Raw genomic sequence first — 15319 nt, 5'->3', positions numbered from 1 at the left:
AACAACAAGCACACTAAATTAACACCAACTGCTTTGATGCAATATCCATGTAGTTTAGTTTCATTATTGAAAAGACAGGCTCTGCTATCGGCCTAATTTGCTTATCAATATAATATTGGTAATCAATTTTAGACGTTCTGTATTGCTCTGATTCCGGTCCGTTAACTGTAATCACATAATCAATTTGCGCCCCCTTCTTGCCAAAGGTACTTGTTCCTGTTAAGTCACAAAGCTGACGTGCGACTTTAATATGTGGGGAGGATTTAGCCGTATACTCTTCAATATTGCGGCGCATACGCTTTCGAAACACTAACTCGTCATCCCTTTTACCCGTTAAGATATCTTCTATCACAGTCATAATATAACTACTGATATCACGTTGATTAAACATACGTTCATAAAGTGCTTGTTGGACAGTGCGTGCCAATGGGCTCCAATCGCTACGAACCTGTTCCATCCCTTTAAAGGTGATTTCTAATTCATTTTTTGAATTACGCCACGCACCGACATAGCGTTTCTTACTTCCCTCTTTGGATCCGCGTAGTGTAGGCATAAAAAATTGTTCGTAATGCCGTTCAAACTGCAGTTCTAAAAAGCTGTCAACTTGGTATTCATCTTGGATTTTAGTTTGCCATTTAGTATTGATATGCGTCGCGAGTGTTTGGCCAAGCAGATTAATGTCAGATAAATCGGGGGCATCCCCTAACCAAACAAAAGTAGAATCTGTATCACCATAAATCACTTGATAGCCCATTTCTTCTATCCAAGCTCGGGTTTGCTTCATAATCTGATGGCCCCGCATAGTGATGGAACTGGCTAATCTTGCATCGTGAAACACACAGCCTTGGGAGCCAAGCACACCATAAAGTGAATTCATAATAATTTTAATAGCTTGGGATAATGGTGAGTTTTGTTCATACTTCGCTTTTTCTCGCTGCTCAGAAAGACGCTGGATAAGCTTAGGTAAAATAGGTTGATGCCGACTAAAGCGGCCACCAAGAAAACCTTGAACACATTCAGACTCGGGTAAGTGTAAACCTTCAACTAACCCTTTGGGATCGATAAGAAATGTACGAATAATAGATGGATAAAGGCTTTTAAAATCAAAAACTAAAATATGTTGATAAAGTCCTGGGATAGAATCCATCACATAACCGCCAGGACTCTCTATACCATCGCTAGCAGGGGCATCCGGAGCGACATATCCTGCACGATGTAAATGCGGTAAATACAGATGATTAAATGCGGCAACCGAAGCCCCTACCCGTCCAAGCTCTAAGCCTGTGAGCTCAGCTCTGGCAAGGGCAAAATCCCATAACTGAGTTTGATTAAAAATATCCCACACTAATCGACTGTCGGTAAGATTATAGTGTGCTAACGCCTGTTTATTTGTCGCAAACAGCGCATCAATTTCGTTAACTCGATTGTCAACATTATGAATAGCCTTTCCTTCACCTAAAAGCGCTTGGGCGACAAACTCTAGGGAGAATCGCTCAAAATGATAAAACGCCGCTTTTAACCAATCGATACCATCAAGCACGACACGCCCGGGTAAACTTAAAGTCTCGGGGCGAAATTTATTATCCACCTTCCATTCAAGCAGCGTCCCTCCACGTCCAATGGTAAGAGGAATACGATGCAATAATGCTCGTCGAAACAATAATGCAAGATCAAATGTAACGACAGACCAGCCGATGATGAAATCAGGATCATATTCGTGGAACCAAACGATTAAGCGGCGGATCAGGGCGGCTTCATCCATAACCCACTCGATGTAATGGACAGCATTAGCTTCCGGTTTTCCGACCATAATCACTTTTTCATAAATATCATCCTTCGAATCTTTACCATATAGGGCAACTGAATAGATGACCCCCTCAAAGCTGCACTCAAAATCCAGCGAAATAGTACGTAAACTAACAGAAGTTTGCGGAGCAATACTCTTAGCACGCTCTGCTATAAATATAGGAGGCTCATCAATCTGCTGTTGATAATATCCAAGAAAAGCAACATCAAGTGCCACAAAACGCTCAATTAAGAAACGTTGTTCGGGGCGAATATCCGCTTCAAATAATGGAATATCGGCATCTTTAGCAATTCGCTGTAAAGTACGTGATGCGCTACTTGATTGCGCATAAATGCCACTGACAGCTTCACCTTTAAAACTTTTAAGCCCTAAAGGGGAAAAACGCAGTCCTTGGCCGGGCGTTTGCAACTGCAATGCCGTCACATCAGCTTGATGACAAAAACAAATGTATTCAGCATCGTGAACTTCCACCAATACAGGGCCTTGCTCGGTTGCTAAATAATATTGCAGCACTAGATGGCCATTACGCTGGCTTGCATGGCGTGTTAAGACTCGACCTTGTACACTCACGAGTGCATTAGTCTCAGGCTTCATCGGCATGGACTCTCAATTTAAAATGCCATTTAAAGGCAGAAAGGTTTCTTAGGCTATGCAATCACTGTTATTATGTACAGCATTAATTCGATAAAGTAGTGACGCATGTTACCTGACAATGTAAAAACACAGATCCGCGCCATCTATAAGGATATCGCCACTGCGTTACCTAATTTTAGGCCGCGCCGCGAACAAAACTTTATGGTTGCCGAAATCTCTAAAACCCTCGCCGGAGAATACGACAAAGATAGACGTATTATTGTGGTTGAAGCAGGTACAGGGATTGGTAAATCGTTATCTTACATTTTAGGTACTATCCCACTTGCCCTTGCAAGCAAAAAAAAAGTGTGCATTGCCACCGCAACTGTCGCACTTCAGGAGCAGTTGCTACACAAAGACTTGCCCTTCTTTCTGGCACAATCGGGTTTGAATTTTCGGTTTGGTTTAGTGAAAGGTCGGCAACGTTATGTCTGTCTTTCAAAACTAGCTATGCTGGTTGGTGATGATAACAGCACTCAAATGGCCATGTGGCAAACCAAACCCGATAATAGCCAAATTGCTATGCTACAAGCATTATTAGAAGACTTTACCGAAGGGCGCTGGAATGGTGAACTGGATACGTTAACCACACCACTTCCCGACTATCTCTGGCAACAAATCGCCTGTGATAAACACAGTTGCCACCGCCAAGTTGCCAGCCACCGAAATTGCCCTTTCCATAAAGCACGTGAAGATGTCGATACTTGGGATGTCTTAATCGCCAACCATAGCTTACTATTCGCCGATCTAGAACTCGGGGGTGGCGTGATTCTGCCAGATCCGGAAGACGTGTTCTACGTTATCGACGAAGCCCATCATTTGCCAATTGTCGCACGGGATTTTTCCAGCGCACAGGCGACCCTCAGGGGGGCTACCGACTGGCTTGAAAAAGTAGGAAAGACTAGCGCTAAGTTACAGAATCAAATCAAAAGCAATCATATCATCGCACCTGCTCAGGCCATGCAGGACCATATTGCCGATCTTATTGGCCAGCTCAATCAAGTCGCCCATTATTGCGATACCCAAACTAAACAATTTGCGAACCCAGAAAGCCGCTATCGCTTCGAGCATGGCGTATTACCTGAGACATTACGGATCCCCGCTGAAAATCTCGCTACCACGGCTAATCTTGCCTTAAAGCAATTTAACAAAATGCAATTGTTGCTCACTGAAGCTATTAAGGATGGGGATATTCCTAAGCATCAATCCGAAGCACTGCAAGCTGAAATGGGCTTTATGTTACAGCGCCTCGAAAATCTGCAAAAATTATGGCGTATGATGGCCAAAGAAGATAAACACAAGGGCGCGCCAATGGCCCGCTGGATTGAACTCATCACTGGTAAGCAGGTAGATTATCTCTTTAGTGCATCCCCAATTGAAGTAGGTTTTATGCTTGAGTCTATGCTATGGCAAAAAGCCGCTGGAGTAGTGTTGTGTAGTGCAACCTTGCGGGCACTTAACAACTTTGATCACTTCGTTCATCAAGTAGGATTATCACTCAACGATGGAAGTCGCTATTTAGCCCTGCAATCCCCCTTCGATTATCCCAATAATGCCACGCTGTATTTACCCAAAATGAAAACAGAGCCTACGGATGATGCCTATACCGCAGAACTGGCCGAACAAATTATCGAGTTGATTGAAGGTGAGATGGCCACTTTAGTGCTGTTTGCCTCTTACTGGCAAATGGAAAAAGTCGCCGAACTGCTCGAGGGAAAACTCAAAACGGAACTGCTTATCCAAGGTAATGCGCCTAGGCAGCAATTACTCGAACACCATAAATCAAAATGTGATCGAGGTGAACCCAGTATTTTATTTGGTACAGGCAGTTTTTCAGAAGGATTAGACTTGCCAGGAGATTATCTCACTAACCTTATCGTCACTAAGTTACCCTTTGCTGTCCCTACCTCTCCGGTAGAACAAGCCCATGCAGAATATATCAAAGTTAAAGGTGGTAACCCGTTTTTACAGCTAACAATCCCCGACGCCTCGCGCAAGTTGATCCAAAGTTGTGGTAGATTACTGCGCAAAGAGCAGGATTATGGTCGGGTAACAATTTTAGATAGGCGTTTAGTGACCAAGCGTTATGGTAAATCGCTGCTAGATGCCTTACCTCCCTTTAGACGTGTCATAGAATAGGATCAAAATTTGGAGTTGTTACTCGAGCCCAGCAACTGGGCTCTACTGGCCATTATTGGTCTTATCGCAGGTTTTATCGATGCTATTGTGGGTGGCGGTGGCTTACTTTCGATCCCGGCATTATTAACGCTAGGGATTGCACCACATACGGCGTTAGGTACCAACAAACTTGCCGCGAGTTTTGGATCATCCATGGCCGCATGGACATACTACCGCCAGCATCTTTTTACACCTTCATTTTGGTATATGGCCTTTATTGCAACCTTTATTGGTGCAGTGCTAGGAAGTGTGCTCGTTTACTTAATTGATACTCAATGGTTAGAAAAAATCTTACCTTTGCTCATTATTGGTATCGCTATTTACAGTTTACTCAGCCCAAGTGCCATTTCAGATACCGATTGCCAAGTCCCAATACAGTCGCCACCAACACAAAAACAAGGCTTACAAGGTCTGATTCTAGGGGCTTACGATGGTTTTGCGGGCCCTGGGATTGGCGCATTTTGGACTGTGAGTTCAGGTTCACTCTATAAATTGCCCCTACTTCATAGCTGCGGCCTTGCCCGTGCAATGACGTTTACCAGTAACCTCACCGCATTAGCTATCTTTGGCTGGCTTGGCCAAGTGCAATGGCAAATAGGATTATGGATGGGGTTATGTATGATGTTAGGCTCATTTATCGGCGCACGGTGCGCGATTAAATTTGGCATGCCTTTTATTCGTCCTTTGTTTATTTTAATCGTGCTATTGATTGCCGCTAATCTGGCCTGGAGTGCATGGTTTTGAATACCCAACAACTGCTCACTATTTTAAAGAATCAGCTAAAAGCGCTCGAACAGGAAGTGCTGCTACACGATAATCAGCTCGCACCGCAGCAACGAAAACTATTACAGGACACCGAACGCTTTAATCAAGCGCTGTTTATCCAACACGGTGCCCAGTTAATGCCCTGTATAGAACAAATTCGTAATAGCATCAGCCAACTGGAAAAACAAATTAAGCTCAAACTTGCACCACACACCATCTCTTTATGCTGTGAGCGTATTCAAGACAGATTTACCGCGGTAAAACGCGCATTACTGACCACATCTATTGATTTAAAATCGAAAAACCAACAACGTGCGAGCAGCCGTGCGCGTTTTGCAAAACGCCAAGCACAGTCACATCAAGAAAGTGGTTTTGGTTGGATCGCCAGCAATGTGTTACAAAATAGCCACGAAATCTATGGCGAACTTAACAAGCATTTGAATTGGGCGAAAAAATTTGAGCAAAAAATTGAAGAAATGGAATCAAAACTTGAAAACTGTCATAGTGCTGACAAAATAAAATTGCAAAATGACATCCTTTTGATGCATCGTCGTCTAGGAAAATGCAGGCAAGCTATCAGTTATATAGAAGATCGCATTCAAACATTCGAACGTCCGTATCAAAGCAATAATCGTTAAGGAGCAACAATGAAATTACTTTTACCAATCAGCAGCCTGCTAATATTACTCGGTTCAACCTCTGCCCTTGCTGCAGATATTAATATCCCCATGTCATTCGAATACATTGCACTCGATGGTAAAAAAGTTGAATCCAGCCTGTTCAATCACAAAAGCAGCTTAGCATTAACGCCAGGCACACATAAAATAGCTATTCGCTACCATGAAATGATTGAAGATCAATTCAGCGATAGTCAAAGCTTTGTAAAATCATCTCCTTTTATTGTCACCCTAGAAGTCGATGGGGATCATCAATACTACCTTCAACCTGCTGAAGGAAAAATTGTTAAAAAGCCTAAAGTTTTTGCCCAAAACCCACAGATTCTATTAACCCGTGGCGACAAAGGGCAAGTTAATTACCAAGTGACTAATACCAATATTGAAGAAGAAAGTTTTGTTTCTCGTCTATTTAGTGGAAACCAAGCTGTTGATGTATCAAGTACCGCAGTTCAAGCAACGGGAGCGGCAGGGACTGCAACTGTTACTACGCCAACACAGCCCCCAACATCGGCTCAAGCCGCTGTAATTGCAACCTCATTAACACCCACAATGCCTACCGATGATGCATCAAAGGTGACTGGAGCAAATCCGCAGCAGATGCTGCAATACTGGTGGTTACAAGCTGATGAAAAAACACGTAAAGAATTTATGAGTTGGGCAATTTCACAACTCTAAGCTTTTATGACTCCACAGCGCTATCACGCCAGCTATCCTAAGCTGGCGTTTTCTTTTTACTAGATATCCAACTCCCCACCTGTATCAATGTTCTGCAATATCAAGTCTGTTAGAACTGCTTCAACGGTATTTGACTGAAAAATCAATGGTAAAGTCAGTAATTATTACTATTACTACTGTGATAATCGGCAGTTATAACGCAGACACACTACAATTAAGCTAAAGACATAATCAACTTTTTATTGCCGCAAATCATTTATGGTTGCAAACTCAATAAAAACCGTCATGGAGCACAGCGATGCAACTTGAAATCCGTAACTATTACGAAGTACTCTTAATGGAAATGTTATCAGATGAAGGACTTATGGATGAACTGCCTGAGGACTATTTAGCCGATCTCTGCTGCGTAACACTAAACCAATTACCTGTACGTTATATACGTCATCTGGTAGATACCTACTTTTTTGAAGACTATGACGAATTACAGGAATTAAAACGAGAGATCCAAGCAGCACTCGAAAAATCCCGCGCATTTCTCAAACAAAATCTACAAAAAAGGCTACAAGAAGAAGCAGGACACATCGCGTAAATAAGCAGAAATAACAATATAAATAGTAATATTTGAAGTAGTTATTTAGACGCTAATTTAATGTTGATAATTTATCTGTGGGATGAAGATATAGATTGGAGGTTCCCCTAGAGCCGACACCCCGGCACACGAGTCGCTTGCTGCGGTTGCTCCCTTCCGGGCCTGGCCGAGTTCACAAGTTATCATTGCGGGGGGACCCTAGGGTCACCATATTTTCGAGTAATACTTTTTTAGGTTCACTTGAACAGCTATGGCATTACTTGAACGGCGTGGATTATCCCCCATGGCACCTGAGGGATCAAGCACTAATCCACCCGTTTGCAGAATATCCTGCTTAACTGAACAATCTATAGGCAAATAGACGTCTTTAAATGATAAAAGCCTGCTATGCAGGCTTTCCAATCGTTTTTACTTACTGGTACTTGCGGATCAGAGTTTGATTAAATGTCGATTCTGCTCAATCAGTTTTGCACCAATACCAGACACATTTGCTAAATCATCAATCGCATTAAACTTACCATTTTGTGTGCGGTAGTCTACGATAGCCTGCGCCTTGGCAGCACCAATCCCCTTAAGCTCTTGTAACTCTTCAACAGAAGCCGTATTGATATTCACTGTCAACACTTCAGCCACAGCAGACTTTGCATCTGCTTTTGCCTGAGCCTGCATTTTTGCTTCCGCTTTAGTGGGGGCTTCTGCGGCACTCACAGGGTATGCGAGTAAAGCCGCTAACGTAACGCCTAACATCGACTTTATCTGAATGGATTTAACACTGTTGCTGAGCATTGTGGATAAACAGTTTTTGATCTTCATATGTTGCCCTCTTTCCATGATATTCGGCCTTTCGTCCTACTTCCGTGGCCTCAGATCAAAAATAGTCTAAGCTGTTCTGAAATACCAAATTAGCATATATAAATATTCTATTTTGCTAAATTTCAATATTCAGATTGAGAACGACATAAACTGATTTATAGAAAAGGATGCGAAAATGCATCCTTTTTGCTTCATCACGCTATAGATTCAAAATCGTAATATCGGTTAAGTCAAACGCACTAGTGCTTGATTCAAATCGGCGATGATGTCGTCACAATCCTCTAAGCCGATAGAGATCCGCAGCAGGTTATCACCAATTCCAGCGGCAGCCCTTGCCTCTGGCGTATAAGGTGAATGCGTCATCGATGCTGGATGTTGAATAAGAGATTCAGCATCCCCTAGGCTCACCGCAATAGAGAACAACTTTAGATATCCGACAAAGGCCATGGCCTCTTCTAAATTTGCCGCCAGTTCAAACGCGATAACACCACCAGCACGTTTCATCTGCTTACCCATAAATTTATGCCCTTGATGAGAGGCAAGCCCGGGATAATACACACGTGTAATGCTTGGATGTTCCGCCAAAAACTCCGCCACACGCTGAGCACTATCGCAATGTCGCTGTAAACGCACATCTAAGGTTTTAAGACCACGCAAGATCAGCCAAGCATCGTGTGGCGATATTACCGCGCCAATATCTTTTAAGATTTCATACTTCACTCTATGGATCTGTTCGTCACTGCCACACACTATCCCCGCAATCACATCACCATGGCCATTCAGATATTTAGTCGCACTGTGGATCACCAAATCGATACCCCAATCGAGTGGTCTTTGCAGTAATGGCGTCATAAAGGTATTGTCGACAATACTCACTAGCTTATGACGTTTGGCAATAGTCGCAATTGCCGCCAAATCAAACACCTGTAAATGGGGGTTGACTGGGGTTTCACAGAAAATGACCTTAGTATTGGATTTAATCGCTGCTTCTATTTCTGTTACCGATGAAAAGTCCACTAGGGACACTTCGATACCAAAGCGGGCGAACTGAGACGTCATTAGCGCAAAAGTACAGCCGTATACCGCATTGGATGCCACTAAGTGATCGCCCATCTGCAAGTTAGCCAGTAATGCGGCGGATACTGCGCCCATGCCAGAAGCGGTCGCGGCGGCGGCCTCTGCCCCTTCTAAAATCGCCATTTTACGTTCAAGCTCGGCGGTTGTCGGATTCCCTAAGCGCGTGTAAATATACCCCGGCTCATTACCCGCAAATCGCTCGCCACCTTGCTGTGCAGACTCAAACACAAAAGTCGCACTTTGATAAAGCGGCGTCACTAAGGCGCCAAAGGCCTCATGCTCATGGCCGCCATGAATAACCTGTGTTGCAGCTTTCCACATCTTGCCTGACTCATCTTGCATACCTAGCTCCTTGTAATTGGCCTTGAGCGGTTCCCGTTCTTGATTGATTGTTCGTTTGGGATGTTCAATGCCAGCATTATGGACAATCCAATAGATAAGTTAATGAAACATTAGCCCTATCGAATAAGCCCTACCATAACGCGGCCAAGCACTTAAGCCAGTAGCATGGCGCAAATAGCAGCACACAAAAGTGTAATTAACTTGTTACATAGCACTTTTCAGCCGCACTTGGTCATACTCGGTACCTGCAAAAAATCATAAAAAAATGCGCTCAGGAACAAGTTCATTAGCGCATCTAATTTCGGCCATTTAAATCGGTTAATTTTTTGATATTAAATAATATCTACTCTTTAGTCTTCTCTTTAGCTGCCCGAGGTACTTTGTGATCAACATCGGCGAACTGGCCTTTTAATGCGTCGCGACCTTCTTTGGTAAACAGCTTGCCTGAAAACTGCTTAAGTTCGATCAACAACTCCTGATGCACTTTTGACAATTTAGGTCTTTGATCTTCTCTAAACACAATCGGCCGACACAGTGCCATGGCCTGATATCCAAGACGTGCCGTTAACATACCACCGCCTAAACCTTGAGCCAAGCGAGCAGACAATTTACCTGTCATTTCAACCGATAACAGCTGTGTACCTAAATCAGTGACTAACTCAGTGGTGCCCGCGTAGATGATATTAATAATAATGCTGCGGATAAGTTTAATTCGGCTCCAATAACCCAGCTCTATGCCATAACAACAAGCGACATCGCGCAGCATGCGTTGATTACGCCATAGGATTATCGCCATATCGAGCACGGCTAACGGGCTCGCGGCTAATAAAACTGCCGATTCGGCTGCATAGCGTCGCACTACTTTTTTTGCCAGTTCATCCCGCTCAGTCAGCACTAAGTCCTCGAATAACAAGACTTTCTCGGCATCATTATGCTCATCTTTTAATGAACGGCGAAGTTGCTGCAAACCTTGGCTGTCTTCATAGTGACAAACGATATTATCGATAAAGCTGTCTGCTTCACCCATTTGCATGCTCTGCGCTAACCTTGCGCCCGTTTCTTGGGTATCGGCGACCTGTTTGAGTCGCTTGAGCTTACGGTATTCACTGACTGCACCCGCCAATGCCCAAGCACTGACGACCCCAAGCACCACGCCATAAAAACTGAACAGCCAAGGGCTCTCATGCCATGCATCCCTCAGTCCTAATCCCGTTTGAACCACCACGAGCAGCAATAGGCTCGATACTGCTAGACGGGCAAGCCACGACCAACGGCGTGATTTAACCAGTTGAGGCGATACGGATTTAGCATCAATCATATTGGGATGGGCAGACAGTGTCGCATCCATTAATTCTTCAATATCAGCAGAGACTTCCTGCACTGGCGTATTGGGTTCAAAGGCTTTCGCTCCTTTGAGTTCCTCTTTGCTGGGGCTAAGCTCCACTATTTGTGGATCAAATAGCTGCTGCTTTTTCAGCGGTTTTTGTTTAACTGACTGTTCAAATGGCTTTTCAACTACATTGGCAGAGGAATTGGCAGCCGGTTCATTTGCGTTATCCGATTGCTTTAACGTCATTCCAATTTATCTCCCAGTAAGTACTGCAGCAGATGATCGAGGCGAATATGGTCAAAATGCACTTGTGAGGGGTCAACATTAATATTGCTCGGCGGCGCGAACCCAACAAAATTAAACCCTTGTTCACGCCAAAAATGCGCTTCAGGTAAGCGAGTGGGCACTTCGCCGGGAAACAAGGTCAGGGCTTTACCGTTGAGTCCCATACCCTGCACAACTTCAACTTCACCCTCTTGGGTTGTCACCATACCATGGCGAGTCGCCTTGATGGCGCTAATCGCCATCGTCTCCACTTTACAGCCATCGAAACTGGCAAAATGCTGGCTGTGTTTCAACATATCGGTCAACAAGGACAAAACATGGCTCTGCTGATCACGAGTCACATGGTCAACCTTACTCGCGGCAAATAACAAACGGTCGATGCGGGGGGCAAATAAACGCCGTAAATAACTCGACTGGCCGAAATGGAAACTTTCAATAATGGCATTGAGCGCCGCGCCCATATCCTCAAATTGCCTTTTACCGCGATTTAACGCACTAAAGCAGTCAACGAGTACTAGTTGCCTATCAAAACCAGCAAAGTGGTTTTTATAGAAAGGCTTAACTACTTTAGCCACGTATTCTTGATAACGTTTTTCAAGCACATGGAATCCACTGTGTTTATCGCTTTGCGAAAGCTCAGCAAACTTTTCATCATTAACCAATAACAGAGGGAAAAAAGCCAATAAAGGTGCGCCCTGCCATTCGCCCGGCAATAACATGCGTCCGGGTTGTGCTTGGTAGTAACCTTGTACATGCACTAAATCATTGAGTAATAACTGATATTGATCGGCAATTTGCTTTAATTGTTGCTCGTCGGCGCTGGCGGCTAGATCCAATGCTGTTAAGGATTGCTCAAATTCAGCATATAAAGGTGAGCTTTTAAGATTCTCGATGCGACCTTGCTGGGCACGGCACCAAGTAACAAAGTCTTGGCGCAGCATAGGTAAATCGAGTAACCATTCACCGGGATAATCAACTATGTCTAAATATAAGGTCGCGGTATCAGAAAACTTGGCCAGCAAGCCCTTCTTCGGCTGATATTTAATCGCCAATCGTAACTCAGAAATAGTACGAGTGGAGGCAGGCCAAGTCGCAGGCTCAGAAGTGAGCGCTAACATGGCGCCTTGATAATCAAAACTGGCGATTTCCAGATCCGGCTGCATGGCACGCTTAACCCCGAGCAAACGCTGCTCACGGCTCACCTGCCAAAGTGGCAAAGCACTGTTGTTACGGGCATGGGGTATAGTCGAGACTGGTCCAGAATTGAGTAACTGATTAACTAAGCCGGTGATAAACGCCGTTTTTCCCGCACCAGAAAGCCCAGTCACGGCCAAACGTAAATGCCGGTCCGCAGTACGATGTAACAGGGATTGACCTTTTTGAGTTAATTTATGGAGCGAGGCATCAAGCATTCCCATAGAGACTTCCATTATGTCAAATAATGTTAACTATACACTGGAACGACAAACAGATTAAGCAATAAGGGCGGACATGGCCGCCCTTTATAAGGGTTACAAACTATTGATTTGTCTTTTCAAATCAAAGTTGTCAGAGGTGACATGACGTTCTAGGTTTTGCAATCTAACTTCAAGGCTTCGAAATTGACGACTCACGTCGCTTAGCGCTTGCTTTGCGGGTTCTCCCGACTGCCACGGCTTCTTCTTCACCTCAATATCGTCTCTATCGTAATGCTTTTGCGGCTTGATGTCTAAAATCACCCACAAAGCGACATAGATGATAAATACCACACCTGAACCGCCGAGTAAGAAGATAGACACCGCCAGTACTCGCACTAACCAAGTTTCAATCGCAAAGTACTCGGCAATCCCTGCACATACACCCGCTATTTTGCCTGACTGGGGAATGCGGTACAAAGTACGACCATTAGATCCTCTCATGTTTCCCCCTCCATTCGGGCGATTCTGTATCCAGAATGGCCTCTAAGGTCTCGATACGCGCTGCCATTTTATCAGCTTTAACTATTAAATCATTGAGTTGTGAAAACTCTTCCTCTGTGAGTCCTTGGCTCACTTGTCGCTTACTGCGATAATGAAGAACTAACCATATTGGCGCGACTATCACCATAAAAATAATAATCGGCGCCATTAGTATGTCCATATCCATAACTCACCTCTGAATTGTTATTCTTTTGACTTTGTTGGTGCTTTACCTTTTACCTTGGCTTTTAGCGCTGCCAGCTCTGCATTCACAGAATCTTCGGCTTCAAGAGCGGCAAACTCGTCGGCTAAGGTTTTTTTGCTGCCAAGATCGTAAGATTCAACTTGGGCTTCTAAGCCTTCGACACGGCGCTCATATTGCTCAAACTTGAGCATGGCACTATCGATTTTGCTTGAATCTAACTGCTTTTTCACTTCTAAGCGTGATGATGCTGTTTGAGTGCGCAAAATAATGGTCTTTTGACGCGCTTTTGCATCGAGCAGTTTTTCTTGCAGCATGCCCACTTCATCTTTCAGACGTGCGATATGTTCATCGATAACGGCTAACTCTTGATTCAGCGTGTCCGCTAAACCGGTTGCTTTTTGTTTTTCAACTAAAGCGGCTTTGGCTAAGTCTTCACGGTCTTTGGACAATGCGAGCTCAGCCTTATCTTGCCAATCTTGCACTTGCTCTAACACGCGATTAATACGACGTTGCAGCTCTTTCTTCTCAGCTAATACTTTAGCTGAGGTAGAACGCACTTCAACGAGTGTGTCTTCCATTTCTTGGATAATCAGACGAACCATTTTTTCTGGGTCTTCGGCTTTATCCAGCAATGCGCTGATATTAGAGTTAATGATATCGGCGAAACGAGAGAAAATTCCCATAATCCTATCCTCAAATTGATGTTGGTCTCGTATAAGGTAATACACTAACTGTGCCAACTTTTATTTATTGTTTAAATACATGCGGATAAACAATTTTTTAACTTTTACTTTATTTTATCTTCCAAGCCACTTATTATGATTTTCACCAAATTTTAGCGCGAAAGACTAAAAAATATCGTGGATAATAAATTTCAACAAGACAATCTTATTGGCCAATCCAATGCCCTACTCGAAGTATTAGAACATGTGTCGCAAATCGCACCTTTGTCTAAACCCGTACTGATTATTGGTGAACGGGGCACAGGTAAAGAGCTGATTGCCGAACGCTTACATTATCTTTCTAAGCGCTGGGATCAAAGTTTTATTAAGCTAAACTGTTCATCTTTGAGTGAAAACTTACTCGAGAGTGAATTGTTTGGCCATGAATCAGGCGCCTTTACTGGCGCCAAAGGTAAACACGAAGGCCGCTTTGAGCGCGCCGACGGCGGCACCTTATTTCTCGATGAATTAGCCAACACTTCAGGACTTATCCAAGAAAAGCTACTGCGTGTTATTGAATATGGCGAGTTTGAACGGGTCGGTGGCAGTAAAACCGTGCAGGCTGATGTCCGCTTAATCTGCGCCGCCAACGAAGATTTACCCGCGTTAGCTGATGCAGGCGAATTTCGTGCCGACTTGCTCGATAGGCTCGCCTTCGATGTGATCACTTTGCCACCACTGCGTTGCCGCCCTGAAGACATTATGACACTAGCGGAATATTTCGCCGTTGGTATGGCACGCCAATTAAAACTGCAACTATTTAGCGGTTTTAGCGCCCATGCAGTCGAACAGTTAATGACCCACGACTGGCCGGGTAATATCCGCGAACTCAAGAACGTGGTTGAACGTAGCGTGTACCGCAATGGTGGTGAAAACCGTCCCATCGAGCATATTACCCTCGACCCCTTTGCATCGCCCTATCGACCTCAAACTCGAGTTAAAACCCGCGAGCGCCAAGTGGTACCTCAGGTTGCCACTATTGCAGATACCGCTCAAACCGGTATCGCGATTGAACCAAACTTACAAGGAGGCTCAGAGCCTTCTCTAAATAGCTTTAATTTTCCGTTGGATTTTAAAGAGCAAACTGAAAAATACGAGATGGATCTTATCCAACAGGCTCTCTCACACAGTCAATATAACCAAAAGAAGACCGCTGAGATCCTAGGATTAAGCTATCACCAGTTGCGTGGCATCCTTAAAAAATACAATTTACTCGATAAAGCATAAGCCGATTGCCCACGGGGGAGATGCACTGCTAAAATAGCTGTTCATAGTCGATAAAAT

The 15319-nt window shown here is 44.1% G+C and carries 14 protein-coding genes and 1 other RNA gene; 6 read left to right on the top strand and 9 right to left on the bottom strand.

Going from position 1 to position 15319, the window contains the following annotated elements:
* Positions 1 to 13 precede the first annotated feature (13 nt).
* Positions 14 to 2401, bottom strand: coding sequence for a DNA polymerase II (locus tag JEZ96_RS07205; RefSeq protein WP_025008235.1), 2388 nt, complete (start codon positions 2399 to 2401; stop codon positions 14 to 16).
* Positions 2402 to 2506: 105 nt separating this feature from the next.
* Between JEZ96_RS07205 and dinG the strand changes: the two genes are divergently transcribed.
* The 5 genes from dinG (at position 2507) to JEZ96_RS07180 (ending at position 7324) form a co-directional block, all read left to right on the top strand.
* Positions 2507 to 4579: an ATP-dependent DNA helicase DinG gene (gene dinG / locus JEZ96_RS07200; RefSeq protein WP_011789870.1), complete on the top strand. Its 2073-nt coding sequence runs from the start codon at positions 2507 to 2509 to the stop codon at positions 4577 to 4579.
* Between the two features lie 9 nt (positions 4580 to 4588).
* Complete coding sequence (locus JEZ96_RS07195; RefSeq protein WP_011789871.1) at positions 4589 to 5362, top strand: sulfite exporter TauE/SafE family protein; 774 nt, start codon at positions 4589 to 4591, stop codon at positions 5360 to 5362.
* On the top strand, positions 5353 to 6021 hold the full coding sequence (locus JEZ96_RS07190; protein ID WP_011789872.1) for a primosomal replication protein: 669 nt from the start codon (positions 5353 to 5355) through the stop codon (positions 6019 to 6021). Before JEZ96_RS07195 ends, JEZ96_RS07190 begins: the two co-directional genes overlap by 10 nt.
* Positions 6022 to 6030: 9 nt before the next feature.
* Positions 6031 to 6735: a DUF2057 domain-containing protein gene (locus JEZ96_RS07185; protein WP_025008234.1), complete on the top strand. Its 705-nt coding sequence runs from the start codon at positions 6031 to 6033 to the stop codon at positions 6733 to 6735.
* 298 nt (positions 6736 to 7033) lie between these two features.
* A complete protein-coding gene (locus JEZ96_RS07180; RefSeq protein ID WP_025008233.1) occupies positions 7034 to 7324 on the top strand; it encodes a late competence development ComFB family protein in 291 nt (96 codons plus the stop codon).
* Positions 7325 to 7428: 104 nt separating this feature from the next.
* Here JEZ96_RS07180 and ffs read toward each other — a convergent pair.
* The 8 genes from ffs to pspA form a co-directional block, all read right to left on the bottom strand.
* An RNA gene (ffs, locus tag JEZ96_RS07175) (signal recognition particle sRNA small type) lies at positions 7429 to 7526 on the bottom strand.
* A gap of 227 nt (positions 7527 to 7753) precedes the next feature.
* Positions 7754 to 8137: a ComEA family DNA-binding protein gene (locus JEZ96_RS07170; RefSeq protein ID WP_011919080.1), complete on the bottom strand. Its 384-nt coding sequence runs from the start codon at positions 8135 to 8137 to the stop codon at positions 7754 to 7756.
* Between the two features lie 225 nt (positions 8138 to 8362).
* Positions 8363 to 9556: a methionine gamma-lyase gene (gene megL / locus JEZ96_RS07165; protein WP_014610299.1), complete on the bottom strand. Its 1194-nt coding sequence runs from the start codon at positions 9554 to 9556 to the stop codon at positions 8363 to 8365.
* A 343-nt stretch (positions 9557 to 9899) separates the two neighbouring features.
* Positions 9900 to 11132, bottom strand: a complete 1233-nt coding sequence (locus JEZ96_RS07160) for a TIGR01620 family protein (protein ID WP_025008232.1) — start codon at positions 11130 to 11132, stop codon at positions 9900 to 9902.
* On the bottom strand, positions 11129 to 12589 hold the full coding sequence (locus tag JEZ96_RS07155; protein WP_198779871.1) for a YcjX family GTP-binding protein: 1461 nt from the start codon (positions 12587 to 12589) through the stop codon (positions 11129 to 11131). The genes JEZ96_RS07160 and JEZ96_RS07155 overlap by 4 nt, the downstream gene beginning before the upstream one ends.
* Before the next feature lie 93 nt (positions 12590 to 12682).
* Positions 12683 to 13069, bottom strand: a complete 387-nt coding sequence (pspC, locus tag JEZ96_RS07150; protein WP_006081139.1) for an envelope stress response membrane protein PspC — start codon at positions 13067 to 13069, stop codon at positions 12683 to 12685.
* Positions 13056 to 13295 carry an envelope stress response membrane protein PspB gene (gene pspB, locus JEZ96_RS07145; protein ID WP_014610296.1) on the bottom strand — a complete coding sequence of 80 codons (240 nt, stop codon included), beginning with the start codon at positions 13293 to 13295 and terminating at the stop codon, positions 13056 to 13058. The genes pspC and pspB overlap by 14 nt, the downstream gene beginning before the upstream one ends.
* A gap of 17 nt (positions 13296 to 13312) precedes the next feature.
* Positions 13313 to 13996 carry a phage shock protein PspA gene (pspA, locus tag JEZ96_RS07140; RefSeq protein ID WP_011789880.1) on the bottom strand — a complete coding sequence of 228 codons (684 nt, stop codon included), beginning with the start codon at positions 13994 to 13996 and terminating at the stop codon, positions 13313 to 13315.
* A 177-nt stretch (positions 13997 to 14173) separates the two neighbouring features.
* On the opposite strand from pspA, the gene pspF reads away from it, so the two are divergent.
* Positions 14174 to 15262, top strand: a complete 1089-nt coding sequence (gene pspF, locus JEZ96_RS07135) for a phage shock protein operon transcriptional activator (RefSeq protein ID WP_025008231.1) — start codon at positions 14174 to 14176, stop codon at positions 15260 to 15262.
* Positions 15263 to 15319: the final 57 nt, after the last annotated feature.

Origin of the sequence: Shewanella putrefaciens, assembly GCF_016406325.1 — a bacterium.
GTDB classification, from domain to species: Bacteria; Pseudomonadota; Gammaproteobacteria; order Enterobacterales; family Shewanellaceae; genus Shewanella; species Shewanella putrefaciens.
The sequence above is the reverse complement of the archived record's forward strand: the minus strand, read 5'-3'. Positions and strand labels throughout refer to the sequence as shown.